This is a genomic window from Paenibacillus hunanensis, from assembly GCF_014645615.1.
GTDB classification, from domain to species: Bacteria; Bacillota; Bacilli; order Paenibacillales; family Paenibacillaceae; genus Saccharibacillus; species Saccharibacillus hunanensis.
On the sequence record NZ_BMMB01000005.1, the window covers coordinates 298,476 to 325,236 of the forward strand.

Genomic DNA, 26,761 nt, shown 5'->3' on the forward strand with positions numbered 1-26,761 from the left:
TCCCTGAAAAAACCTGATTCTACACTCCAGAGCATTCTTACGAATCAGGCTTTTCAGCTATATTCTATTCACTGCGATAACTATTCACAGTGTTAACTTCTTGTCACTACGCTAACTAACTGGACTTATATCATCTAACTGTGTCTATATTAATGGTTCAGCTTTTGCTTCAATAATACCGCCAATTCGTACCAGTGACGTCCATCCAGTCGATTGTCGATCTCTTCCTGCTCCATACCGAGCCAGTATTCACCTTCCAGCAGCTCGAACATAAGATAATGGGTCACCCACTGGCATAATGGATGCTGCGCTACCGTCTGCATCGGCTCATAGCTATCATCCCAGTTATAGTTCTGAACGACAGCGTGCAGCACAGCGGCCGTCTGGATATGGCGAATGACCTCACAGGCAGCTTCTACCGATTCCTCGTATATGACCTGATCCACAATCGCCTGCTCTTCATCGGTTAATTGTAGTCGAATCGCGCCCGGTGTATTGCCAAGCAGCTCGGCAGCCGTAATATCACCACGCCGATGCGCTTCATACCATGCAGTATGTGGCAAGCCTTGCGCATGATCAAGCTCTGCTCCTGCTTCGACCAGTAGCTGTAAGCCTGCATATTGCTTGAACTTGACTGACTTGAATAGCGCGGTTTCACCCAGCTTATCCTTCGCCTCCAGATCAGCACCATGCTCGATTAGCATGGCAAGCTGGTCTACAGGTCGCTTGTTCGTAATGCATAGCATGAGCGGTGTGCGTCCCCGTTCATCCCGCTCGTTCACATCGGATTGCTGAAGGGCAAGCTGCAATTGCTCCAGCGTGCCACTTCGGCATAATTCTTTCCAGTTCATGACGTGCACTCCTTCGTTCCTCAGCGATAGTGTGATATGAAGCCAGTGCCGTTTAGTTGTCGCTATTTCTAAGCTACCTGTTTATCTGCTGATCTGTGATACTCAGGCACCAGCAGAGATCACATCATAGCCCTGTTCCTCAATCGCTTCGGTCAGCTTGACCACGTCCAGCTTGGATTCATCGTAGCTGATATCAACCGATTTGCCTTCCAGATTGACTTTACCGCTTGCACCAATCTCCGCCAGTGCGCCTTCAACTGCTTGTACGCAATGCTGACAGGACATACCTTCTACTTCTAATTTTACCTGTGCCATCGTAATAGCCTCCTTGATATCGTTTAGTGTACTCGTCTGCACAAATGACATAGCGATGCTTCATCTGCAAAGGAAAAACGTTTTATTTTAATTTATTTCAACAGCTTATTGATCGTAACCAGTAGCTCATCAATGACTTCATGCTCACCGGATTCGATCCGTTCCACCACACAGCTTTTCATATGACCCTCTAGCAACAATCGACCAACCGAGTTCAGTGCCGATTGAGCGGCGGCGATCTGATTTAACACATCATCACAATACGTGTCCTTCTCGATCATGCCCTTAATACCTCGAATCTGACCTTCCACCCGATTCAATCGACGTACCAGATTGTGCTTCATTTCTTCCGAGTGGTGACTCTGGCGACCGGAATGATCGCCGGCTGCACAAGCGTCTACATCGTTCGTATTCGGTAGATCCGTCGCGACCATTTCCTGCTCACTGGCGTTCATCTTTTCCATTGCGCGTCTCCCTTCACGTCTGCTCCTAGCAGTCTGAGCTTAACCGGACAACCCAAAAAGCAAATCGTTATACATCCATCCTAACATACCCCCATAGGGTATGCAAGCGAGCGATATACTAGATTTGCTAGAGCCGTGCTATGCCTTATATAATTACCTATCAAATATTTCTAAAACTATGCTTCATCCTCCATTTGTAAACGCATTTATGCTACACTTGGAGTGACTCTGGATAAAGTAGCCTGTGCTCTTCTAGCACTGGTACTAACAACTGTAAAAGCTACTTTATCAGCATATACAGAAGCGATCGTTCACTTCTGTAATCGGTTAAACAGGTTCTCGATCATCGTTCAGCGTGCTGGAGCCAGCCACGGATTCGGTAGCTTGCTGTTGCGACTCGTCTGCTTCCGGATCGGATATCCCCAGATGCCCCATCACACGTTCAACAAGCTGAGGTGGGTCAACCGGCTTGGTCAAAAAGTCGATCGCACCGCCGCGAACCCCCTTCCTCACCATCTCCGGTCGCGAATCGCCGGAGAGCAGCAATACCGGAATATCACGCGTCGCCTCGGTACGTTTGAGCTGATCCAGCACATCCAGCCCGTCTCGATCCGGCAGATTGATATCTAAAATAATCAGATCATACCCGGTAATACGTGAAGGAATGCGGAAAAACTCGATCGCATCCTCATACGATTCGACCACTACATTTTCAGGCTCCAATAACTGCTTGACCAGCATCACAAACGGGCTGCTATCATCAACAATACCAATCTTTTTCATCTACCGCTTCACATCCTTATTCATGATTAAAGGGAGGCTTCCCATGTCCAAAGCAGAACGTTATCGGCAGATTATCGAGCAGACCCGAGTCCGCTTTCTACAAGATGCCACGATCAAATTGCAGGATATACACGCAGGCTTGACGAGCTACAATGGGCTGGAGGAGCCAGATGCGGACGCAGGTCTGGCGCTCGCGAATCAGATTCATCGCCATGTGCATGCGATCAAAGGACTTGCACTTACCCTGTCGTACGCTGAGATTGATGAGCTATGTGGTGATATGATTAACTACATTTTAAACGATCCAGCTAGAATATGGAAACGGGAGCATGTCGATCGTCTACAACAGCAGGTGAACCAGCTCCAACAGCTGATTGACGATGCTAGGGCCAGCTCCAGCATCACGTAAGTCGATAGCCCCTTCGCGTCCACCGGAATCTCCACGTTATATCTTTCTACCGGGTTGGTCTGTTCTCCTTTTCCTGATACAATAGATCAGGTTGTACGCGCGAATTTACGGAGAAAGGGGCTCTTTTCGTTGGCACAATTGTTTTTTAAATACGGAGCCATGAATAGCGGCAAATCGATTGAGATTCTTAAAGTCGCCCATAATTACGAGGAACAAAACAAGCATGTTCTGATCTTCACGTCTGCACTGGATACACGAGACGAGATCGGCTATGTCTCCTCCCGTATCGGTGTGCGTCGTCAGGCGATTGCCATTCATGAGGATACAGATATTTTTGATATCGTTAAAAAGGTTACACCCAAGCCATCCTGCGTGCTGATTGATGAATGTCAGTTTTTGAAAAAGGATATGGTATTGCAGCTCGTTGATATCGTGGATAAGCTGAATATCCCGGTGATGGGCTTCGGACTCAAAAATGACTTCCAAAACCAGCTATTCGAGGGCAGTCAGTATATGCTGCTGTACGCGGATAAGATTGAGGAAATGAAGACGATCTGCTGGTTCTGCGAACGCAAAGCGACGATGAATATGCGGATGCTGGATGGGCATCCCGTCTATACAGGCGAGCAGATTCAGATCGGCGGTAATGAAAGCTATTATCCCGTCTGTCGCAAATGCTACAATAATCCACCTATTGCATAATGGAGCGAGTAGGTCGAATTGCTCGTTTCATGTTCTGGCAAGTGCATGGCGACGATCTAAATGGGGATATGCAGCCCCTGCAGCCCCTGCAGCTGCCGTACTCTATGTATCCAGTAGCTGTCTAATTCTGTAACGGGATTAGGCAGCTTTTTTGCTTATTGATTAACTCTATCAAAATCAAAAAACAGCCACATTCGATGCGTAGATCGACCGATGTGGCTGTTCGCTTGATGATTATTCTACTATGCTACCACGTAGCTGTAGCTGATGAGCTTAGTTTACGCGCTCTACCTTTGGCTCCTCTTGTGGGCCTTTCGTATCCAGCTCGAATTCTTTACGTGTTTTAACATCCACGATATTCAGGTTGATTTCTACGACTTCCAGGCCTGTCATGCGGTTTACCGCTTCGGTTACCTTTTTGATCAGCTCGTTGAAGATCGTAGGGATGCTTTTGCCGTATTCAACAGTTGCGACCAGATCGAGGGCAACCTGCTTTTCGCCTACTTCTACATCCACGCCACGAATAACGTTTTCGGCGTTGCTGAAACGACCTGCCAGATTACTGAAGAAGCCACCTTCCAGAGACAGGATACCCTGTACCTCATTTGCCGCCAATGCCGCGATCTTCTGAATAACCTGATCTTCAAAAGTCAGGGAGTTTTTGCGCACCTGTGTTCCTTGTACTTGAGTCTCGATTGTGTCCAGTCTGGTTTCTGCCATGTTCAGTCATCCTTTCTGTGTTCCATTCGTTTTTGCGCTACTATGCGTTGATAGTAGCAAGTGGTAAGACCTTATCGACGTTGTTACCATTCAGGCGAGGCAAGCACGGTATTCACGGTTGCCCCGTATGATTTGCAATATGCAATTTATAGTAAAAGGATTCGCCCGGCATACACCGGAGTACGATAATCCTGAATACCTGTATCTCGATTTTTATGATCATTAACTACTTTATGGGCTATAGGCTATCTGGTAAAAAACTGAACCCACTTCTGCACATTCAGTGCGCCATCCTGCCATTTACCGATCAGATAACCAACCAGCATACAGGCGACGATCAGCAGCGTATAGCCAAAACCAATCGTGATCCATAGAATACCAACAATTAATCCCAGCAATGTCCACAGTATCCGTCTACGGTACGGCAACAATAATTCCATCATATCCAATGCAGACTCCCTCCTTTAAATGACGCGGGGTACATTTTTGTTTTTGCTTGGCGTTTCTTCCTGACGCTCATCTACACGAACCTCGACACGTACACGCTCGATTTGCAGTAGCTGCTTCAGCTGATGTTCCACGTGAAGCTGTAGCTCACTGGCAGCATCGACCACATTACTTGTCGGAATCAATCCGCCGCGAATGCTCGTGTATACGGATCGGTTACTCTTTTTGAGTCGTGTGTAGATCTGAGGCTGCTTGAGTACATTCTTTTCCTGTACGGCATGGAAAATCGTCTGCTCAATCATATTTTGCGTCAGGCGAATATTACCGACTGGAGTCGTAATATACAGCGCCCGTGTCTTCGGACGAGCCAGCAGTCCGATCAAAAACAATAGCGCAAACAATACAAAGAATACGAGTGCCACAATCGCGACCGTCTGCACTGCCCATAGCTGTGCTTGCAAATAATTGTCGACCATCGTTGAGAAGTTACCCAGTGGATATACGATTGCGCCAAATACTGCCATCGCAGCCATCCCCACCAGTCCGATGAGTAAAAAAGATAAACGTGTCAGCCTGTTCATGCCATCTCTCCTTCACTTGTGAGCAGTCCGTGCGTGCAGCCTTCTCATGCATAAAAGTGAGAATCGCAATCGCTACGGGTGTGTTTTCAAGCTGTTAACATTATGTTGACATGTGTTGGTTAAAAGCTGCGGCATCATATCCAGACGTGCAAGCTGTCATGTTACATGGCATGCCTGTACACCGTATCGTTTAGCATCTTTAGTCCATTTAGGTGCATAGATTGACCTAATGATACGCCGCAATGCAAAGGTTACAAAATTGTTAATTAGAAGTTAGATGAAATATTGCACATTTTTTTGGCGGCCAGCCCATCTTTCCTACTTCAAAGAACCTTATCATCATCCAGAAGGCGTTCCTCCCGTTGATCCTCTACGCGTCATTGCTCAAGGATAATGAGAAGAATGCGGAGTATTGCATCATGCCTGCACATCCGTATGAGCACAAAAGACTTATACACAATCGCATATACGCCTTATATCTCGTACCCAATTGGTTTGTGCCAGCTTCAAACCTGTTATTAACATAACCAGCCTTTTCGATAGTTGAATCACTTATTTATATTACTAAATTGTAAATTATGTTAACGAAAAGGGATGAATTATGTAAATCTTAACGGCACAGTTTAGATAATAAAAAGGACTTCTAACTGATCAGCCAAAGCCGATTACGTTAGAAGTCCCTTTGTAACGATGATGTCTATAGTCGCCATAGTTGGATGAATACCGATTTAAAATATTCGTCTAACAACAATCTGATGTCAATTTCTGCATCATCTTATTTTCATTGTATACATTAACTGTTGTATACAGAGAGCGATCACATCGGAACACGATCTACACGAATACACTTTAAGCTTCGGGCTTCACATAGCCAACCGATGCCAGCAAGCTACTGGTTAATTGTTCCAGATGTTCATATGGTGATAAGGGCTGCTCATCCAGAATCGGCAGCATTGGATACGACTTGGCTGCATTGCTCGAAAAGACGATGCTACCTGTCATTTGCAGGAGTGCCAGATCGAGCGATTGAAAATGAAAGATTCCCTGCGCTTTCCCCTGCTCTAGATAATGACGCAACAAGCTCCATGCTGGCAGCGTATAGCGCTGAATGATAGCGATCCGCTCCGATCGCAGTGCAAATTCCTGATGTAAAATAAGCGAAATCTCCGGGTCCTGCTGCCATAGCGCAAATAGACGAGCCACGAGTCGCTCCAGTCCCGTTACCGGATCAAGCCCTTCCTGCCGCAACGCATCTGAAAATGATCTGCCCAGCATAAACTCATCCAGCATCGCTTCAAACAGCTGCTCCTTGCCGCCATAATAATACGAGACAAGCGATATATTCGCATCTGCTTCGCGGCATATCTCGCGCACCGTTGTCACGTCAAAGCCGCGAGCAGCTGCCAGCTTGCGTGTAGCCTTTAAAATACGCAGTTTGACGTGCTCTTCATCCTTAGTCACAGAAGTCACTTCCCTATATCCCATTCATTCCATTTGTCTCCGTACACCTATATTACAGTACATATCACGATAGCTATTACGATTCCGTGATCACTACGGGAGCTGGAGTCGGAATGCGATCCTGCTGCCGTGAGGTAGCGATCACGATAATGATCAGCGCTACGATCATTATGATCACCAGCGCTAGCGCATCCTTCGCTGTACCCGTTCCTCCGAACAGTATATTCATCAAGCCCTGTACCGCATACGTAGCCGGGAAAATCTCACCCAGACCCTGATAAAATGCTGGCAATAGCTCACGCGGCATCATCGCTCCCGACGAGACAAGCTGTGCCGATAGGATCAAAATGTTAAACAGCATGCCTGCCATACCAAATACAAACAGGAACATTTGAGATACGAACATAAAAGTCAGCAGGAACAATGCTTGAAAGCCCCATAGCGCAAAGAAGCCATGGCCAAGCTGTCCACCCAGCAATGCAACAAGCGAGGTGCCGACCAGCGATACGACAACAGATGCGCCTGCTGTCACAAGCAGACGGACTGCCATCCGCTGCCAGCGACCAAAGCGCGTAGCGAGCGCACGCGACGAAACTTCAAAGTTCTGTCCCATGATCATCGCGCCGACATACGAGGCAAGGATCATCATCATCGGCACCATCTGGTTGTTCATGCCCTGTACCGGATTGACCGATTCAATATTGGATACGACGCGTTGTGATAGCGCCGTCGCCATGCTCTGCGTCTGCTGTGCGGACATCTGCGAAGAGCTGCCCAGTACGCTTTGTAGTCCATTTTCAATAGCGACCTTGTTGACGCTGGCCGTAATACCGTCAGCGATGCCAGTCATCATATTTTTGATCATGACCGGATTCGATTCATTCACCAGATAATGTAGTTGGGCTGGATTCGTCGAGGTGATCGTCGCTCCAAAATCAGCCGGAATTTCCACGATCATCTGAATATCACGAGCCTGGAGCTGCTGCTGTGCCTGCTCCATCGTCAGCCCCATCTTGAGCTGTACGGGCAGCTTGCCATTCAGGCCGCTCACTACCTGCTCTCCGAATGTCTGATCTTCGTTGACCACCGCCACACTTAACTGATTCAAACGATCTGTAATTCCATGATACCCTGTCATCCAGACGACCGCAAAAATCAACTGAAATAAAATCGCTGTAATGATTCCGACACGAGTGGTCGGTAGCTTGAGAAATGCTCCAAAAATAGGTTTCATACCGTCTCCTTTGTCTGCTCTTTTTCTATGTTCAACCGTTGTTCATACTACCCCTTTGTCATTTCAAACAATCGTTTTAAACATTTGTTTTATAACTATAAAAGCTGTAAGCGTATACTGTCAAAGTTAAAATTTGAACAATTTTTAGACCTAACCGAAAATAGGCAAAAAGGGCGTATATCATTACCTGCTATCGGAATGATATACGCCCTTTACCTTATATCAAGTGCTCTACAACATCGGTTGTAGAGGATTGTATGGCTACACTTAGTTAATCCTCAGTTGTAGACGATCCTACGACTATACTTAGTTAATCCATTGTACGACTTGCTCAGTGGTACGTCTTTCTTTCGGACGCAGCTCTTTATCAGTACGATAACCGAAAGCGACCATCACGCTCACGCCGAATTCGCCATCATCCATCAAGCCTTCTTCTTTGAGCAGCTTCTCTACATTGTCCAGCTGGAAGCCTTCGATTGGGCAAGAATCGATACCGATCTCTGCCGCTGCTGTCATCATATTGCCAAGAGCGATATACGTCTGCTTGGAAGCCCAGTCAAACAAAGCGCGCTCATTTTCCAAAATTTTCAGATCGTTCTCCTGGAATTCACGATAGCGTCCCAGCACCTGATTGAATAATTCTTCTGGCATTTTTTTCACTTCAAGCATTTGCTCGCGTAAGTACGGGGAATCATAACGTACGTTTTTGCGTGCAAGCATAATCACAAAGTGACTTGCTGTTGGCAATTGTCCCTGTGCACCCCATGTAATCTGACGAAGCTTGCTGCGCAGCTCTTCATTTTGCACAACGAGGAATTTCCATGGCTCTGAACCGACCGAGCTTGGTGACAGACGTCCGGTTTCCAAAATAAATGCAAAATCGTCCTCCGAAATTTTACGCTCTGGATCGAAAGCCTTTGTTGCATGTCTAAAATGGTATGCGTCTAGAATCTGTTGCTTTCTTTGCTCTTTATCCATGTATGGTTCCTCCGATAATCTATATATTAATAACATGTTTACTTTTAGTAACAATGAAAGTATAGATTGTATTCAATGGACTGTCAACTAACGCTTATGGATATATTTCACTATTCAAGGTAGACCGCACCAAAAAAGCTCCTACCGTTATTGCGGTTGTAGGAGCTTTTGGAACGGGTGATGATACGGTATTCAGTTCGGAAGGATAATCGTGTAGGTACCTGGAGCTTTGACCTGGAAATGGAGTCCATGTGGGTAGGTGGAATTATAATTCGTTAGTGAGGCGTTTACATATTGCTGTTGTCCATCTTCGCTTTGCCATTGGACTTTAAGCTGTTGGAGCTGCTCTGTAGTTAATGACGTATTTTCGATAGGTAGGGTGACATACAATGTACCCGCACCGTTTTCCACATTAACCTTCATGGAGGTGGATTGTGCCCCTACTGGTTTTTGTATCGTCTGGTCGGTATGCAACTGTACATTCATATCCTGCTGGGTCGATGCCTTCAGCGTTTCGGCTGGGATAAACAGGTCACCGTATAGCGCTTTGATGACCAGGCCGTAGTCTGAATTGGCTAGCATCTCTCCACCCGCTTTTGTCACTGTAAAATACAGATCAGCTACCTCGACAGGCTTAGCAGGAGGCATAAGGTATACACCTATCTCCCCCCCGTCTTTACGCAGCATATCGACCGTCAGAGCAGATTCCTTTGGGCCGATGACGAGCTTGTCGCCCAGCCATTGATCGTTTTTTACCTGACGCTCTATAGCAAGAGTTACGGGGCGCTTACCACCAGGCTGATTGCTCACCATCTGTCCTGTGGGGTAACTCGTAATGGCAGTGGCTGCGGGATCAGGTAACACCTCTACCGGTACAGCTTCGCCTGTTGGAACATTGATCAGATCTGAAGAAGTCTCATTCCCACTAGCTTGATTGACAAGTGACGATGCGGTAACCGATGCAGATGCAGTATTCACAGATGATGCATTGGCTGTGTCACCCTGTAGCGGCTCGGATAACACGACAATAGAGACCGCACTTATCCCACAGAGCAGCACGATTCCTGCTCCGGTTACACCTATGGTATGGGTGTGTACGAAACGACGAGTAGCTTTCAACAAATCCTGTAATTTCATATCCCAATTCTCCTTAATGTTCTGACTAATGCGTCGTTAAGCCTCTATAAGTCGCTACTTTTCATTAGCCTGTATAGTCAGGAAAACGCAAGCCTTTACGACAGCCTCGATATCTATGGGCTCCTATGATGCAATAAACCAGCTTTTGAAGACGAATAAATGAAACTTCATCCTTACACTTTCCTCTCGCCAGTCTTTACATTCATAAGCTCATATTCGTGAAGTAATATTTATAATTTACAGTTGAGGATTTTTCAAAAGCGTAGCAAATGTTTACAGAATAGGGCGATTCGCCCTTGCTATATGCCGATTATAAAACATTTTAATTAGTAATAGTTGAAAATTGGAATAAATAGGACATTATTCCCATAACCTATTTTTTAGGATATCATTCTATTATTTATACGCACTATTTATACATAAGGTTGATCATCTTTGAAGAATTTGTAAAAATAGTTTTGAGCCTTTTGTTGAAGGGTAAAGACAGAAGGAACTCTCTTTGAGGAGGTACTACTTATGGGATTTATGGAAAATTGGAAAGCACTTCAGAAGTATTCTGCCAAATCGGCGGAGCGGTTTTTAACCATCTATCTGAACACTGAACCAACTGCCAGCACCCAGCCGGAATGGAAAATACGCCTCAAGAACGGTTTTAAAAAGCTAGCCGAGTATACCGAGGCTGGCGAGGAAAAACGCTATCTCGATATGCTGCTCGACATGCAAGCGAAGGTAGAAGAACGCATCGAAAACAGTCGCACGGAGATGAAAAAGGGTCTGATCATCGTTACCGATTCGTCCGGTGGATTATTCTTCTGCGAGAAGGTGCAGACCGGTGTGCCCAATGCTTTTTATTTTGAAGCGGAGCCGCATCTGGAAGAACTGGAAGCGATCATGTCACGTTGCCCGGCAGCCGGAATTGTACAGCTAAGTAATGACACCGTTACGATCATCGACAGCCTGCTCTGCGAGATTCATGGCGAGCATTATTATGAATGGGATCTCGTTAATGATGAATGGCGCGAACGCTCCAGTCAGAATACAAGTGATCTCAAATCCGCTGTGAACAAGCAGCGCGAAAATTATCCTGAGCAATGGGATGTTATCCGTCCACGCTGGATCAAGCGTCTGGTACCTATTATCGAAAATATGGCAAAGGAAAAGCAGTGGGAGGAAATTATTCTAAGCGGCGAAAAGCAAATCGCTTCTCAGGTGAAGGAAGCACTAAATACACGTATTTCCGTCCATGTCGTACCGAAAAACTTGAGTAATATGAAGCCGAAGGATGTGCTTCAGGAGGCATACACTGTCCTGCAAGCATAAATCCGCATGAAGGCTCTTGAATTCATTACCTTGCAGGACGGAATTAGTGGAAGTCCATGCTGGTAATGACCATTGTCCCTACACCATGAAAGTAACAGCTCTCCGCTGAATCGAATTAAGCTTCGATTCGGCAGGAGGGCTTTTTTTGGATCGATGGATACCGCTCTATGGTGGAACATGTACCATACTCATATCCCAGCTTGGATACCGATAAAACAAACAAAGTGATGGGATGTTCCAGAACACTTGTTCCTGTATAATTATTTGTGTTATGCTACATCTAACAGTAACATAGTGAGTAAGGAGCAGACCTACACGAAGCCATTATACATATAACTTGATCGATACCCGTCATGACATGATCCACGTCTGCGCCGACTATTACACACAATTCTGTTGCAGGATACAGCGACAGGCAAGTGCACACTTCAGAGAATATACATCGATCACATCTCATTACGTTAGGAGGGATATGATGAACATCCAGGTCACTGTCAAAAGTCCATCGCGCCGCCGCAGTAGCTTGATGAATCAGACGACCACACTGGCAGGAGAACCCGCAACATTACAGGAGCTGCTCACGATGCTTGTACAGTCCAGTGTGAACGCATTTATCGAACGGCAAAATACGGGCAATATACTGCCGTATCTGACCGAGCAGGAGGTACAGCAGAGTGCGGAGACAGGTAAAGTTGGCTTTGGGCGTGTAGAGGATACACGCAAGCCGGATGAGCAAAAAGCGATTGATGCGGCACTGCTCGCATTCCAGGATGGACTGTATCGCGTATTTTTACGCGACGAGGAGCTGACCGAGCTGAATGCTCCCTTATCGCTACAGGAGAACGATACACTGGTGCTTATTCGGCTAACGATGCTGGCTGGACGACTATGGTAGACCATGAACGATAGGTGAGGAATATGCTATGAACCGAAGACAACGACAGAAAATTGTGCCATCGACCTGGTTGATTGTTCATCGACAGACGGCACAGCAAGCATACTACTGCATTTATATGCTTGATTGGAAGCGCAGAGCCTGCTTTAGCTGGGAGGAATGGACGAGCATATCGGAGCTGATGCAATTCCGCGTTCCTGTGCGTAGCAAGATTGGCGGACATCGCTATACTTCACAACCCTGTGCCAAAATTGCTAAAAAGGCGATCTGGCTTCATGTGGATGAACAGCAGTATGAGCAGCTAGAACAATTATTTTATCGACCGATTTCCCATAAGCAATGGGCGAACTGGCTACAGTGACTTTTCTATAAAGGTATCCCCACGCATCACTACAACCATCAAGTGAATCCGAGAGGAGCATTCCAATGGCAAGAAGCTGGTATGAAATGACGGTAGAAGTGAAAGAAAGTTTTTACGAGATTAGTGATACATTACAAGGTGATGAGCAAAAGATCGCGGAGCTGTGCATAAAGCTCATGCAAACGGTGTATGTAGCTAATAGTGAGGCATACGAGCCGCTATGCAAGAAGCTGGATGAATTAGCAGGTGGAGATGACGCACGCTTGTTTGATCCCCTTTTAACTGTAGCTGAGCGTCTGGCTGGCGCGGAGATCACCCCTCCATTACAGTATGTGATCCAGCATGCTACCGAATATCCATATAGCATAGGGTATATGCGCAAACCATACCGCACACGTAATATCCAACTACATAAAGATCGAATCATTAGCAAAATCGGCTCCTTGCTGCGTCTGTATGGTGGCGGCTTTGATCTACATGAATATTTGCAGCAGCCGAATTATGAATGGCACAACATGCCTGACGAATTCGCGATTCCTGACCTGATCGCCTATGCGCTGGATGAAGGAGATACCACGGCACGTGGACTGCTGATGGATATTATTCATGGCGAGAATCAAGCAGTATTGCTCAAGCACTCTATGCTCAGAGGTATGCTGATGTCGCACCAGCAGGATTGCTACAAGACCGTTGCCGATCTGCTGGTTGCTGCACGTCTACAGGAGGGCTTGCGCCAGACGATTGCCGAGATGATGGACGAAGGCACGATCGAGTCGATGAATACGCTGCTGGGTACGATCATTGAGCATGATCTGATTCGTTATAGTGCTATCGTGCGTGCGCTGGATGTGTGGACAGGCATGAATCTGGAAGCCTCGCAGCAACGTGTAGCCCAGCAGGTGATCCAGTATGTATATGATGCGCTAAAGGACGATGCATTGCGTCAGGAATGGCTGACCAGCGAAAATGCCAACCAGATCTATATCAGTCTCTGGGCAACCGCAGTACACGAAGAACTGGATCTGCCTGCACGCATCCAGACCGTAATTGACTCCGATATTCGTTATCGCAAGCTGGTGGCGCTGTATGTGCTGGCGAACAGTCAGTATGATGAGCTACGATTCACGATTGCGCGCAAGCTACTGCATGAGCAGGAGCTGAATCCCGCTACCGATCCAGAGCTTGTGTATAGCGTGATGGTCAATTATGTGTACGGCTGTGAATTTGTCTGGGAGTACATTGATGATGCATTCAACTCCGAAAGAGTGATGAAAATTCGCCGCACACCAGCTTTAGAGGATCAGGCAGAGCGTGAGCGCGACTTTGCTCGTATTCGTACGCTATTACAAATGATGCCATCCAATGAGCTGTCTGGAACATCGGATACACTCACCTTCTCAAGCTACCATTTACACACCGATCTGCTGATGAACAAGTTGCTCTATCTGGCAAGCTATGAGCCTGATCCGGTGCGTATCTCGCAGATACTGGATATGAAGGATCGGATGTCTCCTGATCTGCGCGGTCAGATTCTGGAGTATGTCATCAAGGATGGCGAAGACCCGGCACAGCGCCGTTTTGCACTGGATGCACTAAGCGACAAAAGTATGAGCAACCGTGAAAAAGCAGTGCGCTGCGCGACTAACTTCACACTGAACGACGAGGAAATTCAGCGTTTTGAGGATTTATTCCGTCTGAAAACAGGCTCGCTGCGTCAGGGCGGCATCCGTATGCTGTTATCGCAGCCAGAGGAACGTCTGGAACCGGTAATTCCGCGTCTATTAAGCAGCAAAAATGAACTGCAACGTCTGGCTGGATTGGAGCTGTTGAATGAGCTGCAAGGAAAATCATCCAGACAGGAGCAATTTGCACGGCTGGTTCAAGCGGCAGCATCGTTAACCGAGCCAACTGCGAAGGAGCAGGTATTGCTGGATAAGCTTCAGGGTGAGCAGGAGGAATATACAGCTAGCAATGGTTTTGGACTGTATGATCCTAAGCAACCAGAGCCGTTTCTGAATCAGCCAGTAGATATCGGCAACTTTCATACGAAGAGCGATGTATTTACGATGAAGCCAGAGCGAATCAAGCAGATTTTCCAGGAATTGAACGATCTCGTCTATGAGCATCGAGATGTGGAATATGAGGTTAACTACTCCAATAGTTTTAAATATGAATTAATACTCGGTAATTCACTACAGGCACAAACATCCTTACCTCCATTTCAGCCTGTTCCAGAAACATATAACGAGCTGGATGACTTTCCAATGGCTGAGGTGTGGCGAAGTTATTTTAACAAGCTCAAGTTGACGCCAAATGAATTGCTACAACTGCAATTTCATATTCGTCTGGACAACTTGAAGGTTACAATTCATAATGTGAGCTACTTCTGGCACTATCGTCAGTATTTCCCGAACAATGAGAATCTGCTGTCTGGTTGGCGTGAAGAATATATCAAGTCGGTGTACCCGGTTGATCAGATTCTGGATATTCAGCAGGCAAGAGAAAAGATACAATATCGCAATCATATTCAAAGCTTACTGACTGCACTGGCAGCTGAGATGCTAGATCAGGAAGCCTATCATATTAGTAATCTGGCTATACATGAGCTCCTCCAATCTTTTCCGAAGGAACATTTGAAAAAGGAAGCCTTTGTTCTGAATCTGATGATCCATCCATGGGTTGGTACCTTGACTCAACATCGAGTAAACGACGAATCGTTCAAGGAGCGCTTCCGCACATTATACGAGATTGAGCAAATGAGCAATGAACTGGAGTATCTGCATGGCTCCAATACACTTGATGATTATGCGCGTGCGCATCAGATGGGTTTCATTAGCGATCAAACGATCTATCGGCTTGTAATGGAAGATTCTAAAAATCATCATCAATTTATGATGCATATGACGAGGAGGTATACCTCAACAAATGTGGTTGATCGCTTCCCGAATCTAGAACCGATACGCGACAATATCATTGTGCGTGTGCTGGATATTGAGCTCAAGCGTGGCGAGTTACCAACACCCGTATCACCGATTGCTGCTAATATCGGAAACTTTTATGGCATGAAGTACTTCGTCTCCATTTTGACCCATTTGCAAAAGGAAACATTTGTACGTGGCTATATGTATGGTGGAAACTTTACCAAAAAAGAAATGTTCAGCTTCCTGCTCAAAAACTGCTACCCACTTGAGGGTGAGGACGAGACATTACTGGCAGAACTATTGCAAAGCCAGCCCGTATCCGAGCGTCGCCTGCTGGAAGCGGCCATGTACGCACCACAGTGGTTAGAGATCGTAGCGAAATATCTAAACTGGAAAGGTCTGCGCAGTGCAGCATGGTACTTCCATGCTCATATTAACGAAACCTTCTCCGCTGAAAAGGAAACGATCGTCGCTCACTATTCGCCGATCACACCACAGCAGTTCAATGACGGCGCATTCGATCTGAACTGGTTCCTGCAAGCCTACGACGAGCTTGGGGCCGAGCGATTCGCCATCCTGTACGACTGTGCCAAATATATATCCGGTGGTGCGAATCATCGCCGCAGTCAGCTGTTCGCCGATGCGGTACTCGGTAAGCTAGAGCTGGAAAAAACACAAAAGCAAGTCGCCGATAAACGCACCAAGGATCAGCTGCTCGCTTACAGCCTGATTCCACTGGCGTCCGGTGAGGCACGCGATACCGATCTGCGTGAGCGGTATGAATTTATTCAATTATTCCTGAAGCAGAGCAAGGCATTCGGTGCACAGCGCCGTGCTAGTGAGAGCACTACAGCGGCGATTGCACTGGATAATCTGGCACGTAATGCAGGCTATGCCGATGTGACCCGTCTGACATGGGATCTGGAGGCACGCAAGCTGGACGAGCTGCTGTTCTATTTTAACGACTATGAGGTCGAGCCTGGCTTGCTCGTCCGTCTGGATATCGATAATGAAGGACAAACTAGCGTGCTCGCCTCCAAAGATGGCAAGCTGCTCAAATCCGTTCCTTCCCGATTGAATAAGGACGAGTATATCGTGAAGCTCAAAGAATTGAAGACCGATCTACGTGATCAATACAAGCGTGCTCGTCAGGAGCTGGAGCGCTCGATGATCAATGAAACTGCGTTCCGAGCAGAGGAAATCGTGAAGCTGCTGAACAATCCGGTGCTGGCACCATTGTTCAAGTCCCTCGTCTTCCGTAAAGTAGCAGACGGCAGTCTCGGTTACTTGTCCGAGGATGGAATGAGCCTGAACACTGCCTTTGCACCAGAGCCGACAACGTTGCAAGCAACAGATGAAGTGAATGTGGCACATCCTATTCATCTGTTCGAGAGTGGTCAATGGCAAGCATTCCAGCATGATGCATTGGAGCGTCAATTCTATGCCCAGCAAGCGGATCGTGCGGATCAGGTACGTCGTGAACCGTTCAAGCAGGTATTCCGTGAGCTGTATCTGCCGAATGCCGATGAGAAGGCAAGTGGCATCATTTCCCGTCGTTATGCCGGGCATCAGGTACAGCCGAGCAAGACGAGTGCGCTGCTACGTGGGCGTGGCTGGACAGTGAGCTATGAGGAAGGGCTACAAAAGGTAGATTACAAGCATAATCTGATCGCCAGCATCTATGCACTGGCTGACTGGTTCTCTCCTGCGGATACCGAAGCGCCTACGCTGGAGACGGTGCAGTTCCATGACCGCTCCACGTATAAGCCAATTCCGCTGGAGGATGTACCACCGATCGTATTCTCAGAGGTGATGCGTGATCTGGATCTGGTCGTGAGCGTCGCTCATGTCGGCGGCGTTGATCCAGAAGCCAGTCTGACAACCATCGAGCTACGCCGTGTGATCGTTGAAGAAACGACTCGTTTGTTAAAGCTGGATAATGTGAAGATCGATCGTAATCATGCAATGATTCAAGGTAAACTAGGCGAATACAATGTTCACCTTGGTAGTGCGATCGTGCACAAGCAAACCGTTGGAGCGATTCATATTGTGCCCGTTCATTCCCAGCACCGCGGTCGCCTGTTCCTGCCGTTTCTGGACGAGGATCCACGTACCGCAGAGATTGTGTCCAAAATTCTGCTACTGGCAGAGGATCAGAAGATCAAAGATCCGCAGATTTTGGAGCAGCTGCGGCAATAAGGAGACAAACCCATGAATCTCTATTGTCAGAGTGTATTTCAGCAGATGGATATGGCTATCGATTCGGTATTACAACTGATCGGCACCCTGCGAGAAGAGGATTTAGCATTTCGCCCTACGGCTAATAAAATGTCAGTGGGCGAGCTGCTTGCTCATCTGGCGGTGCTCTGCGAAGCCGACTATCGTATCGGAGCGGGCGCTTCGGAGGAAGAAATGGATCTTTTTTATGAGCAAAGTGAGCCCGCTATGAACCGCAAAGCACTTCAACACGCATTAACGATGCATTATGCTGCGCTCAAGCAAGGCATTGCTGGTTTGAGTGATGAAGAGCTGTTCATACGTACGACTGCATTCTGGGGCGGCAACCATTCACGATTTGAATGGTTGCTCGATACGCAGGCGCACTTCTACCATCATCGCGGACAGCTTCATGCGATGCTCGTTCATAGCTTGAAGCATGATCCAGGGGTTCGTTTGTTTGAATAGAATTCGTACCACCAACCTGCACCCTAACAAAACTCCAGCGACTGTCTGTAGATGACAATCGCTGGAGTTTTTTATTTATGGGCTATTTAGGTTGTTTATGTGCTATTTGCTTTTCATTCATATAAAGAAATCATACGTGTATACAGAGAGATTATAGGCTTGGCTACAATGCTGGGGACATAGATGATAGACATTACTATAGCCAGGCATCACAGCTCATACTCATTCCACACCATCACTGCGGCTCCGGTAGATACGGCGGTTTCCTGCAATATGCCCCGTGAGAACTCCGGATGGTAGCTGCCGGAATAATAAATATTTTGTTCAGCGACCGAAATCGCTGTGTTATAAAATAGATCACCTGCACTGATCATCACGCCGCCCAGAATAATCTGCTCCGGGTGAAGTACATTGATCAGATTCGCCAGCCCGATCCCGAGATAGGCTGCCGATTGGGCGAAAATCTCCCGTACATATTCATTGCCTGACTCCAGCGCCTGCACAATCGTGGCAAAATTAATCGCTTCTGGCTTGATCGCCAGACTCCCGCCGCCCCAGTGCTCCCGATTCATTTTACTGCGTGCGCGTACCTGCTGCTCCACCGCCTGTACCGAAGCAAAAGCTTCCAATGCCCCATAGTTCCCGGTGCCATGCAGACGTGGGCCATCCGTTTGAATAATCATTTGCCCGATCGAGCCTTCCATATCAACTGCACCGTGTACAATTTGTCCGTTCGATAGCATAGCAGAGCGCAGGCCTGTACCGACATGCACATACAGCATATGCCGAATATGCTCGCTGCGTACCATCCAGTGCTCCCCGATCAGCGCTGTGTTGGCGCCATTTTCTACGATAACTGGCAGGCTCGTTACTTCTTCCAGCCACTGACGTAGCGGCACATCATTCCAGCCCGAAGCTGCAAAATAAAGCGGGTTTAGAATGCGCCCCTGCTCCCGACTTAGCGGCCCAACCGCACCAACTCCCAGACCAAGCACATGGTCCGCAGGAATACGATGGCGCTCCAGCAACTCGCGTACCTTCTTACCGACATGCTGAGTCAGACGCTGTGGTGTCATCTGCTCATCCATATTCCAGCGCACCAGCTCCAGCGGTCTCATTTCCATATCGTATAAACCCAGCACCGAATAGATGCGAGAGATGTCCAAGCCAAATATATACCGATGTCCCGGATTAATCTGATACAAAATCGGTCTGCGTCCCCCGGTCGACTGCCCGAAGCCGGATTCCATAATCCAGCCTTCACGCGACAGCTCATCCAGCAACCGGGTCAGACTGCTACTCGTCAACTGGAATTGCTCCATGATCTCTGCCTTCGAAATATCTCGCTGCGCAGCAATGCGATCGTATACCGCTTTTTTGACGGACGGCATCCCTTTAAACTGTTTAGCCATATCGCCCCACCATTTCCTATAATTCTGATCGGAATTGTTTTAACTATTATATCCGCTTTTGAATGGGAATGCTATGGATTTATGTCATTTATTTAGTTGTTTACCAGCGTTATATTGGCTCCTCGGCATGCTTAGCTCCGCTATCGTTACTCTGGTCTGGATCGGTGGCATGAAGGAGACGATGGCTTTGCTGCATAATTTCAGCATGGGCAAAGTAGGTGTACACCCGATTCGGTTCATCCTTAAATATGACCTCGACATAAAAGCTAGGTAGCATAATGCCCCATATTCCCTGGATGGAAGCGATCTGCTCTGGCTTGTAATGCTTTTGCTGGATTAAATATGTATGTACACGCTCGGCAAACACTTGCTTTTGATACTGCACGGCGACAAATGGCGAAGCAGCACCGACGACGATCAGGATGGCTAATAGAGTGGTGAGTAGGCGACGGATAATCCAGCGAGGACGTGAGCTACGTGGATGGTGAGAGTTTGAGTCCGAGGTTGCGTGGTCGATAGCAGGTGAAGATGTAGTTGAATTGAATAATTGGGTCTGTTCTGATGTAGAGGAAGTAGGGGGATGAGACGACGATACATTCGGTTTTGAAGATAGTTTGGATGACATGATGATGACCTCCATTGTGGGTATGGCATGAATTAATAATGTATGTAGGGCAGGATGTGAGATGTCGGATGTATGTTCTAAAAGACTATCATAGTACGAAGTTACATAAAATTCCAGATTGTATTTGTAGCCTGTATCATCTGTAGATTGGTAAATGATCGATATCATCCTATCTCATGCAGGCGCTTTAATTTTGGTACGTAGTATGGGGTACTCCTTTTTTATTCCCTGTCCTCTATTCTCTATGCTTCGTTCTTCGTTCTTCGTTCTTCGTTCTTCGTTCTTCGTTCTTCGTTCTTCGTTCTTCGTTCTAAAGGGGTAACGACATCCAGACAAGCATGAAACACCAAAAAAGCCACTATCATCGGGATAGTCGCTTTTTTGGTGTATTTATTTTATGGATTGCAGAGGGAGCGTTCGTATACGTTTTATCCGTTTATGGTTGATCAGATCAACGGAATTTACTTGAACACTCCGGAGTCACAATCACTGATCGATCTTGTGTATCGATCTTACGAAGACCGACTTACCGATAACGATTTGTAGCTTAGTTCTAACAACTCGTAGCTTACTTCGCTTCCGTTACAACGCTGATGCGCTCGCCTACATGAGCGGCTTTTTCCGCCTCGTCTACGATGGCGATGGCATAGTCTTCGTAGCTGGAATAGCTATTGCCCTCGCTATTGACAGTCAGCTTCTCACCTGCCAATGTGTAGGTGCCTGTGCGTGGGCCGCTTGGATCGAAGAAGGCACCTGGACTTACAAATGTCCAGCGGATACCTGAGGATTGCTTCAAGTCTTGCAGGTTTTGTCCCTGATTGGACGCCGTTGGCTTGTACGCATCCGGGAAGTCTGGTGTGTCGACTAGACGTGTAGTGAGTGCATCGTCTACATACAAGCTACCTGCGCCACCCACGACGATCAGACGCGTGTTACCAGCTCCTTTTAAAATATCGATCAGATGACGACCAACCGTTACGTGCTGCTCCGCATGAGGTGTGCCAAATGCATTAACAAGCACGTCAAAGCCGCCAACATCCTCTGTTGTGAGTTCAGTTACTTCCTTTTCCATTACGTTCAGCTTGCTGTTTTGTACTTTGCTTGCATCACGCACGATTGCTGTTACCTCGTGACCACGGTTCAATGCTTCCTCTGCGATCAACGAGCCTGCTTTCCCTGTTGCTCCGATAACTCCGATTTTCATGTGTATATCCTCCTTGGATTGTAGGTTGATGTGTATAGGGTGAAGCTATTATGCCTATTCGCTTACATGTAACAATTTTAGTTACAATTAAATTCAATGTCAACTTTTTCTCCAAATTAATGATTGGCAGGCAATTAGAGGTGGTGGTTGTGAGTGTATGTACAGGCAGTTGCCGCCTATCGGCTTGTGGAAGCTGTGTCGTATAGAGTCTATTTTTAGATACATACTTCCGATGCTAGAGAGCTGTGACGATAGATAGCTTTAAACATCACTTGATAGCACGATATTCGATGCGACTACACCTGTATGCTACAATACGTACACAGCTCCTACATGGACAGTAAGCCTGCGTTTCCTCATTCACTATAAGGGTGAAATACATACAGGACACGTTGTTAGCTCTACAGGTATCATTGTACTGTCTGCTTCATCATGAAACCTTATTTTTCTATTTATCCCACATTCAAGCAAGGAGTGACCCTTATGAAAAAGCTCGCATGGATCGGTACCGGACATATGGGATTGCCGATGGCGCGCAATCTGCTCAAAGCTGGTTATTCGGTGCAGGTATATAATCGCACAGCGGACAAAGCCACCCCTCTCCAGCAAGACGGTGCAGCTCTTGCATCGACACCTGGCGAGGCAGTAAGTGATGCAGATACCGTCTTTATTATGCTTACAAAAGGTGAAGCCGTGAAGGCGGTGCTGGAAGGTGAGCAAGGCATTTTGAAGCATATTCGCGAGGGCGCCAGCATTATTAATATGAGTACGATCAGCCCGGACGAGGCGCGAGCCTTTGCAGCGATGGCAGACGAAGTCGGCGCGGTCTATGTGGATGCGCCCGTATCGGGTACCGTAGCGCCTGCTGAGCAGGGTCAGCTGGTCATTCTGGCAGGCGGTTCAGCGGAGGCAGTAAAGCAAAGTCAGCCGTATTTTGACGTTCTGGGCAAGCATACGATCCATTTTGGTGAGGTTGGCGCTGGAAGCTCAGCCAAGCTATCGATTAATCTGATGCTCGGCGTGACGATGCAGGGGATCGCCGAAGCGCTCGTGATCGGTGAGCATGCTGGACTACAACGTGAGCAATTGCTGGAAATGATCGGCCAATCTGCGGTTGCCACACCGATGCTCAATGCCAAGCAAAATATGCTGCTACAGGAGCAATTCCCGTCGGCATTTATGGTCAGTCTGCTGGCAAAGGATCTGGGATTGCTTGTGGACGAAGCACGTAAAAACGATATCGATCTTCCACTATCTACGGCGGCAAGTCGCACCTTTGCCGATGCGGTAGAGCATGGAAAGGGCGAAATGGATATGGCAGCCATCTGGCTAGAGTTGCAGGAGCGGAATCGGAAATAGATACACTACGGCAGTACAATAGGCATTACAATAAGTACAGACAAGCATAGGAAAAACCGTCCAGTATGAAGAGCTACAGGTGAACGATACCTGCATCTGCTCAGCATATGGACGGTTTTTTGTTTGCGTACGACATGTTCGTTTATATGCGTTACTTCTGCTACTTGTTGAAAAGTCCATCCAACAACACGTATATACGATATATTTTCACCTGTTTATAGTTACATTTATGAAGTATTAAAAACAGATAGAAAAGGGTAAATAATGCTCTATTTCTGTTCCAATCCAAGTCGAATATAATCGATAATCGACTCTGCTACATGGAACTGGCTCTCATCGTTACGAATGACCATATCACATTGGGATAGCGCCGCAATCTCCTCGTCAAATGAAGCCATACGGAACTGCTGTTCCTCTATACTCACTTTGCGTTCAAATAGTCTATGTTCCAGCTGCTCGCGGCTGGCACTCACACCGATCAGTAGCGCTCGCTCACCCAGTAGCTCCTTAACCAGCCGTGCTCCCTTTGCCTCCATCACGCTGGAGCGTACCTGTCCATCCTGCCCGGCTTCCTCCAGCGAGCTGATGCTCGTTCCATACAGATTACCGCGATATTCGTTAATCTCCAGCATCCGTCCTTGACGGTTCATCAATTCCAGCTGCTCGCGTGTGGCAAAATGGTATTCTCGTCCGTCCTGCTCGCCTGCACGCGGTGCGCGTGATGTCCAGGTGACGATGCGTGGCAATCCAAGTCGCGCTTGAAGTGTACTTTTACCCGAGGCGCTTGGGCCTTGAAAAACAATGATTGAAAACGACATAATATCCCTCCGGTGCTGTTCTGGTTGAAGCTTTCCTATACAGGTAATTCAATTTGAAATGGTCTGGCTATAATGCGCTGATAAGGTTGAACAGCTAATTCATTCCTGGCTAACTAGTTCATACATAACATGAACGACAATAAACGATATGCTCGTATTATATGCTAAAAGCAGCTTCTGCTAAAGCGATAGGTATCCGATCCATCTGGCATAGCAGCGCATTATTCTCCCCTTTCAACAGCCTGATCTCCCCTTTACTTTTTGACCAAACTCCAATATTTTCGTAAACAAATTCCAAACCGAGGGGTTGCAATTTGGAAAATAGGGGCATATAATCACTAATAATTTCACAGGCATGCTGTGATGTGCCTGATACCATTTCGAGGAGGAGAAGCAATGAATATCATCAATATGATTACTACACTTGATCTAACATGTGCCAGCTCCACTCGTTTTGTAACCGGAAAGCTGTATCATTTTCATAGGCGTTAGCCACTCTGTTTGATTAATTAACAGGGCGGCTAGCGCTTTTCGCGTTTGCCTCCCTGCGGGATATGAAACGCGCAGGACCAAGAGGTCTTGCGCGTTTTTTTGTGTGGTACAGCTGAGCCGACACACCCTACTTATCCCAAAGGAGCGATTTTCTATGCAAACTGTACAAATGCAAAATGTCAAAGGTACGTCGGATTACATCAGCGGCGAACAACGGTTACGCCGACAGATTCGCAATCTACTGGAGCAACAATTTTACTGTTTTGGTTATGAAGAAGCGGAAACGTCTGCACTGAGCGAACTGGAATGGCTTACTTCCAAATACGGCGGTGGCGAAGAAATCACTAAAGAAATCTATCGTTTAAGCGATCAGCGCGGACGAGAGCTGGGCTTGCGTTATGACCTGACGATGCCACTGGCACGATTGCTAACTTTGAATCCTGGCCTACGTTTGCCCTACCGTCGTTTTGAAATGGGTAAAGTATTTCGTGATGGCCCCACCAAGCGCGGACGGCTACGCGAATTCTGGCAATGTGATGCTGATGTGGTCGGTGTTGCCGGGCCAGAAGCCGAGCTGGAGTTGTTTCAATTGGCTATACAATCCTTTGACAAACTGGATATTCCCGTGATCATCCGCTGGAATAATCGCAGTCTGCTAGCAGAAGTGCTGATGGCGCTTGAAGTACCCGAATCTCTGCTTTCCTCTGTTATGCTAACGCTGGACAAATTAGCGAAAATTTCCCGAGCCGATGTTGCTGCCGAATTAAGCAGTAAAGGGTTGAATGCCTCAGCAACGAAACAATTAATGGAGCTGATCAACCGTGATCCACAACAATTGACGCTAAATGCCCTTGCGGCTACTTACACATTAGACGATCAGCCAGGGTATAGGGAAGCTCAAACGTTGCAGCAATTGCTTAACTCTTTAGAAATAGATAACGTCTGTGTATTCGACCTGTTTCTATCGCGTGGGTTGTCCTTTTATACCGGTACCGTATACGAAATTTTCGATGCTACCGGGCAATACACATCCAGTCTTGGCAGCGGCGGACGATACGACGGTATGATTGGTAAACTATCCGATCGCTCGGAATTGGAACTGCCTGCGGTTGGGTTGTCATTCGGTTTGGAATCAGTGATGGAATTATACCGTCAGCAGACGCAAGCACAAGCCGTGTTACGCAATCCTATCGATATTGATGTAGCCGTCATACCCATTGGCAATACACTGGTCGAAGCTGTACGTACTAGCGGATTACTACGTAATGCTGGTATTACTACCATTACGGATACGAGTGGTCGTAAGCTCGGTAAACTGCTGAATAGCCTGTATACACGCGGTATTCGGTTTGTCATATTGATCGGCGAAGATGAAGTGCGCGCAGAAAAGGTGAAGCTACGTGACCTGGCAGAAGGAGTAGAGATCGCTGTACCAGTAGAGGAAGCCTTATATCGTCTCACGCAAATTTGTTTGTAAATGATTTTCGATCCGTTTATGTACAAAGGAAAAAGAATGGAGCGGATTATCATTCATCCGCTCCACTCTTTTATACATACGACTCAATTTAAAATGCTACTTAAAACATTTGATCTGCTGTATCAAGTACGTCTTGATCTGCTGACATATCCCTGACCGTAATTCTTGCTATATGATTCGATCCATCACTAGAAAATTGAGACAGTGCTGTTGTTCGTCCTTCCGTCCATTCCGTTTGAAAGCGAAAAGGCTTGTATTGGATATCATTAGCCAGTTGCATCCATTGTTTTGGCGTCGACGGAGTTGTAAACGATTGGTCATTGGACGCTGCCCCGTATACTTTATTCAAACCATTTTTAACCTTTGTATAGATGTGCAGCACAGCCGCCGTTCCTTCCGCATTGGCTGCAAAATCCGACAAATGCATATTCATCGTTATTTGAACTAATTTATCGTTATAAAAAATTAAATACACATCGCTTATGACGCCCTCGTTTTCTTCTCTATATTGCAGTGCAGTCATGCTATTTTCAGATATTTTTTTAATGAATGTGCCATGGTGATTAACGGATTTCATATAGTCTGATGGCGCACCCCATAAATTCTCCCATGGATTCAAAATCGGCTTTTCACCAATCCAGGCAGCAGAACGGAGGTTATCGACGCCATAAGCCTCTCCTGTCATCTTACTGAGTGATGTAAGCGAAATATAGGCAGTTCCGTTTATGATTTGCGGAGCTATTGATAAAGTTTGTGGCTTACCATTCACTTTTGCATGCTTACTGTTCATATTGAGCACGATAGAATGACCTTCATCATTGCTCATACTCCATGTATTAGATTGGATGCTTATCATGTAACCCAGTGCAGTAAACACGCTTTTCATCGGGACAAGTATCGTTCCATTTTGAGCAAAAGAAGCAGAACTAGCATCGATCTGAACCAGATTCACATACAATCGATAAAGCGGAGCTGCTACGACACGATTTAGATAAAAACCATTACTGATAGATAAAGCTAAAATAAATACCAAGCTTGCCAGTACAAACTTCTTCATTCTATGTAACTCCTTTGGCTATGTAATATACAATAATTATACTACTGATTCCG

At 46.8% G+C, this 26,761-nt stretch carries 25 protein-coding genes; 9 read left to right on the forward strand and 16 right to left on the reverse strand.

The features are described from left to right. Positions 1-149 precede the first annotated feature (149 nt). From IEX62_RS12465 to IEX62_RS12480, 4 genes are all read right to left on the reverse strand, one after another. Positions 150-851: a DUF4274 domain-containing protein gene (locus IEX62_RS12465; RefSeq protein WP_188775848.1), complete on the reverse strand. Its 702-nt coding sequence runs from the start codon at positions 849-851 to the stop codon at positions 150-152. A gap of 102 nt (positions 852-953) precedes the next feature. Further along, positions 954-1,166: a copper ion binding protein gene (locus IEX62_RS12470; protein WP_188775849.1), complete on the reverse strand. Its 213-nt coding sequence runs from the start codon at positions 1,164-1,166 to the stop codon at positions 954-956. A 92-nt stretch (positions 1,167-1,258) separates the two neighbouring features. Beyond that, complete coding sequence (locus tag IEX62_RS12475) at positions 1,259-1,630, reverse strand: metal-sensitive transcriptional regulator (protein WP_284446280.1); 372 nt, start codon at positions 1,628-1,630, stop codon at positions 1,259-1,261. Positions 1,631-1,957: 327 nt separating this feature from the next. After that, a complete protein-coding gene (locus IEX62_RS12480; protein WP_188775850.1) occupies positions 1,958-2,413 on the reverse strand; it encodes a response regulator in 456 nt (151 codons plus the stop codon). Between the two features lie 43 nt (positions 2,414-2,456). Between IEX62_RS12480 and IEX62_RS12485 the strand changes: the two genes are divergently transcribed. Further along, the gene (locus IEX62_RS12485; RefSeq protein ID WP_188775851.1) at positions 2,457-2,822 is read left to right on the forward strand and encodes an Hpt domain-containing protein; all 366 of its coding nucleotides are present in this window, start codon (positions 2,457-2,459) and stop codon (positions 2,820-2,822) included. Between the two features lie 129 nt (positions 2,823-2,951). Then, complete coding sequence (locus IEX62_RS12490; protein WP_188775852.1) at positions 2,952-3,524, forward strand: thymidine kinase; 573 nt, start codon at positions 2,952-2,954, stop codon at positions 3,522-3,524. Positions 3,525-3,797: 273 nt separating this feature from the next. On the opposite strand, the gene IEX62_RS12495 is transcribed toward IEX62_RS12490, so the two are convergent. The 7 genes from IEX62_RS12495 to IEX62_RS12525 all read right to left on the reverse strand — a co-directional run bounded on the left by IEX62_RS12495 (position 3,798) and on the right by IEX62_RS12525 (position 10,082). Continuing rightward, the gene (locus tag IEX62_RS12495; RefSeq protein ID WP_188775853.1) at positions 3,798-4,244 is read right to left on the reverse strand and encodes an Asp23/Gls24 family envelope stress response protein; all 447 of its coding nucleotides are present in this window, start codon (positions 4,242-4,244) and stop codon (positions 3,798-3,800) included. A 245-nt stretch (positions 4,245-4,489) separates the two neighbouring features. Then, positions 4,490-4,687 carry a DUF2273 domain-containing protein gene (locus IEX62_RS12500; protein WP_229685771.1) on the reverse strand — a complete coding sequence of 66 codons (198 nt, stop codon included), beginning with the start codon at positions 4,685-4,687 and terminating at the stop codon, positions 4,490-4,492. A gap of 21 nt (positions 4,688-4,708) precedes the next feature. Further along, entirely contained in the window at positions 4,709-5,272 is a 564-nt protein-coding gene (gene amaP, locus IEX62_RS12505; RefSeq protein ID WP_188775855.1) for an alkaline shock response membrane anchor protein AmaP, read from the reverse strand. Positions 5,273-6,121: 849 nt separating this feature from the next. Continuing rightward, on the reverse strand, positions 6,122-6,733 hold the full coding sequence (locus IEX62_RS12510; RefSeq protein ID WP_188775856.1) for a TetR/AcrR family transcriptional regulator: 612 nt from the start codon (positions 6,731-6,733) through the stop codon (positions 6,122-6,124). A gap of 76 nt (positions 6,734-6,809) precedes the next feature. Next, positions 6,810-7,967, reverse strand: coding sequence for a YhgE/Pip domain-containing protein (locus IEX62_RS12515; RefSeq protein ID WP_188775857.1), 1,158 nt, complete (start codon positions 7,965-7,967; stop codon positions 6,810-6,812). A 306-nt stretch (positions 7,968-8,273) separates the two neighbouring features. Next, complete coding sequence (locus IEX62_RS12520) at positions 8,274-8,945, reverse strand: NAD(P)H-dependent oxidoreductase (protein WP_188775858.1); 672 nt, start codon at positions 8,943-8,945, stop codon at positions 8,274-8,276. 192 nt (positions 8,946-9,137) lie between these two features. Further along, a complete protein-coding gene (locus IEX62_RS12525) occupies positions 9,138-10,082 on the reverse strand; it encodes a hypothetical protein (RefSeq protein WP_188775859.1) in 945 nt (314 codons plus the stop codon). Between the two features lie 516 nt (positions 10,083-10,598). Here IEX62_RS12525 and IEX62_RS12530 point away from each other — a divergent pair. The 5 genes from IEX62_RS12530 to IEX62_RS12550 all read left to right on the forward strand — a co-directional run bounded on the left by IEX62_RS12530 (position 10,599) and on the right by IEX62_RS12550 (position 18,264). After that, positions 10,599-11,402, forward strand: a complete 804-nt coding sequence (locus IEX62_RS12530; protein ID WP_188775860.1) for a VLRF1 family aeRF1-type release factor — start codon at positions 10,599-10,601, stop codon at positions 11,400-11,402. A 472-nt stretch (positions 11,403-11,874) separates the two neighbouring features. After that, positions 11,875-12,297 (forward strand): hypothetical protein, encoded by a 423-nt coding sequence (locus IEX62_RS12535; protein WP_229685750.1) that lies wholly within the window; start codon positions 11,875-11,877, stop codon positions 12,295-12,297. A gap of 28 nt (positions 12,298-12,325) precedes the next feature. Further along, a complete protein-coding gene (locus IEX62_RS12540; RefSeq protein WP_188775861.1) occupies positions 12,326-12,658 on the forward strand; it encodes a hypothetical protein in 333 nt (110 codons plus the stop codon). A gap of 65 nt (positions 12,659-12,723) precedes the next feature. After that, on the forward strand, positions 12,724-17,778 hold the full coding sequence (locus tag IEX62_RS12545; protein ID WP_229685751.1) for a DUF4132 domain-containing protein: 5,055 nt from the start codon (positions 12,724-12,726) through the stop codon (positions 17,776-17,778). Positions 17,779-17,790: 12 nt separating this feature from the next. Beyond that, the gene (locus IEX62_RS12550; protein ID WP_188775862.1) at positions 17,791-18,264 is read left to right on the forward strand and encodes a DinB family protein; all 474 of its coding nucleotides are present in this window, start codon (positions 17,791-17,793) and stop codon (positions 18,262-18,264) included. A 209-nt stretch (positions 18,265-18,473) separates the two neighbouring features. Here IEX62_RS12550 and IEX62_RS12555 read toward each other — a convergent pair whose 3' ends face one another. The 3 genes from IEX62_RS12555 to IEX62_RS12565 form a co-directional block, all read right to left on the reverse strand. Next, complete coding sequence (locus tag IEX62_RS12555) at positions 18,474-19,676, reverse strand: ROK family transcriptional regulator (protein ID WP_188775863.1); 1,203 nt, start codon at positions 19,674-19,676, stop codon at positions 18,474-18,476. A gap of 109 nt (positions 19,677-19,785) precedes the next feature. Further along, a complete protein-coding gene (locus IEX62_RS12560) occupies positions 19,786-20,301 on the reverse strand; it encodes a DUF3139 domain-containing protein (protein WP_188775864.1) in 516 nt (171 codons plus the stop codon). A 568-nt stretch (positions 20,302-20,869) separates the two neighbouring features. After that, positions 20,870-21,505 carry an NAD(P)-dependent oxidoreductase gene (locus IEX62_RS12565; protein ID WP_188775865.1) on the reverse strand — a complete coding sequence of 212 codons (636 nt, stop codon included), beginning with the start codon at positions 21,503-21,505 and terminating at the stop codon, positions 20,870-20,872. 483 nt (positions 21,506-21,988) lie between these two features. Between IEX62_RS12565 and IEX62_RS12570 the strand changes: the two genes are divergently transcribed. Then, on the forward strand, positions 21,989-22,864 hold the full coding sequence (locus tag IEX62_RS12570; RefSeq protein ID WP_188775866.1) for an NAD(P)-dependent oxidoreductase: 876 nt from the start codon (positions 21,989-21,991) through the stop codon (positions 22,862-22,864). A 269-nt stretch (positions 22,865-23,133) separates the two neighbouring features. Here IEX62_RS12570 and IEX62_RS12575 read toward each other — a convergent pair whose 3' ends face one another. After that, positions 23,134-23,682: a guanylate kinase gene (locus tag IEX62_RS12575; protein ID WP_188775867.1), complete on the reverse strand. Its 549-nt coding sequence runs from the start codon at positions 23,680-23,682 to the stop codon at positions 23,134-23,136. A 646-nt stretch (positions 23,683-24,328) separates the two neighbouring features. Between IEX62_RS12575 and hisS the strand changes: the two genes are divergently transcribed. Beyond that, positions 24,329-25,651: a histidine--tRNA ligase gene (gene hisS, locus IEX62_RS12580; protein WP_229685752.1), complete on the forward strand. Its 1,323-nt coding sequence runs from the start codon at positions 24,329-24,331 to the stop codon at positions 25,649-25,651. 100 nt (positions 25,652-25,751) lie between these two features. On the opposite strand, the gene IEX62_RS12585 is transcribed toward hisS, so the two are convergent. Next, positions 25,752-26,708 (reverse strand): stalk domain-containing protein, encoded by a 957-nt coding sequence (locus IEX62_RS12585; RefSeq protein WP_188775868.1) that lies wholly within the window; start codon positions 26,706-26,708, stop codon positions 25,752-25,754. Between the last annotated feature and the right edge of the window lie 53 nt (positions 26,709-26,761).

Bases quoted from the DNA above. Each gene is read 5' to 3' on its own strand.
- IEX62_RS12465 (WP_188775848.1), bottom strand. From the start codon at position 851: ATGAACTGGAAAGAATTATGCCGAAGTGGCACGCTGGAGCAATTGCAG.
- IEX62_RS12470 (WP_188775849.1), bottom strand. From the start codon at position 1,166: ATGGCACAGGTAAAATTAGAAGTAGAAGGTATGTCCTGTCAGCATTGC.
- IEX62_RS12475 (WP_284446280.1), bottom strand. From the start codon at position 1,630: ATGGAAAAGATGAACGCCAGTGAGCAGGAAATGGTCGCGACGGATCTA.
- IEX62_RS12480 (WP_188775850.1), bottom strand. From the start codon at position 2,413: ATGAAAAAGATTGGTATTGTTGATGATAGCAGCCCGTTTGTGATGCTG.
- IEX62_RS12485 (WP_188775851.1), top strand. From the start codon at position 2,457: ATGTCCAAAGCAGAACGTTATCGGCAGATTATCGAGCAGACCCGAGTC.
- IEX62_RS12495 (WP_188775853.1), bottom strand. From the start codon at position 4,244: ATGGCAGAAACCAGACTGGACACAATCGAGACTCAAGTACAAGGAACA.
- IEX62_RS12500 (WP_229685771.1), bottom strand. From the start codon at position 4,687: ATGATGGAATTATTGTTGCCGTACCGTAGACGGATACTGTGGACATTG.
- amaP (WP_188775855.1), bottom strand. From the start codon at position 5,272: ATGAACAGGCTGACACGTTTATCTTTTTTACTCATCGGACTGGTGGGG.
- IEX62_RS12515 (WP_188775857.1), bottom strand. From the start codon at position 7,967: ATGAAACCTATTTTTGGAGCATTTCTCAAGCTACCGACCACTCGTGTC.
- IEX62_RS12520 (WP_188775858.1), bottom strand. From the start codon at position 8,945: ATGGATAAAGAGCAAAGAAAGCAACAGATTCTAGACGCATACCATTTT.
- IEX62_RS12525 (WP_188775859.1), bottom strand. From the start codon at position 10,082: ATGAAATTACAGGATTTGTTGAAAGCTACTCGTCGTTTCGTACACACC.
- IEX62_RS12530 (WP_188775860.1), top strand. From the start codon at position 10,599: ATGGGATTTATGGAAAATTGGAAAGCACTTCAGAAGTATTCTGCCAAA.
- IEX62_RS12535 (WP_229685750.1), top strand. From the start codon at position 11,875: ATGATGAACATCCAGGTCACTGTCAAAAGTCCATCGCGCCGCCGCAGT.
- IEX62_RS12540 (WP_188775861.1), top strand. From the start codon at position 12,326: ATGAACCGAAGACAACGACAGAAAATTGTGCCATCGACCTGGTTGATT.
- IEX62_RS12545 (WP_229685751.1), top strand. From the start codon at position 12,724: ATGGCAAGAAGCTGGTATGAAATGACGGTAGAAGTGAAAGAAAGTTTT.
- IEX62_RS12550 (WP_188775862.1), top strand. From the start codon at position 17,791: ATGAATCTCTATTGTCAGAGTGTATTTCAGCAGATGGATATGGCTATC.
- IEX62_RS12555 (WP_188775863.1), bottom strand. From the start codon at position 19,676: ATGGCTAAACAGTTTAAAGGGATGCCGTCCGTCAAAAAAGCGGTATAC.
- IEX62_RS12560 (WP_188775864.1), bottom strand. From the start codon at position 20,301: ATGTCATCCAAACTATCTTCAAAACCGAATGTATCGTCGTCTCATCCC.
- IEX62_RS12565 (WP_188775865.1), bottom strand. From the start codon at position 21,505: ATGAAAATCGGAGTTATCGGAGCAACAGGGAAAGCAGGCTCGTTGATC.
- IEX62_RS12570 (WP_188775866.1), top strand. From the start codon at position 21,989: ATGAAAAAGCTCGCATGGATCGGTACCGGACATATGGGATTGCCGATG.
- IEX62_RS12575 (WP_188775867.1), bottom strand. From the start codon at position 23,682: ATGTCGTTTTCAATCATTGTTTTTCAAGGCCCAAGCGCCTCGGGTAAA.
- hisS (WP_229685752.1), top strand. From the start codon at position 24,329: ATGCAAACTGTACAAATGCAAAATGTCAAAGGTACGTCGGATTACATC.
- IEX62_RS12585 (WP_188775868.1), bottom strand. From the start codon at position 26,708: ATGAAGAAGTTTGTACTGGCAAGCTTGGTATTTATTTTAGCTTTATCT.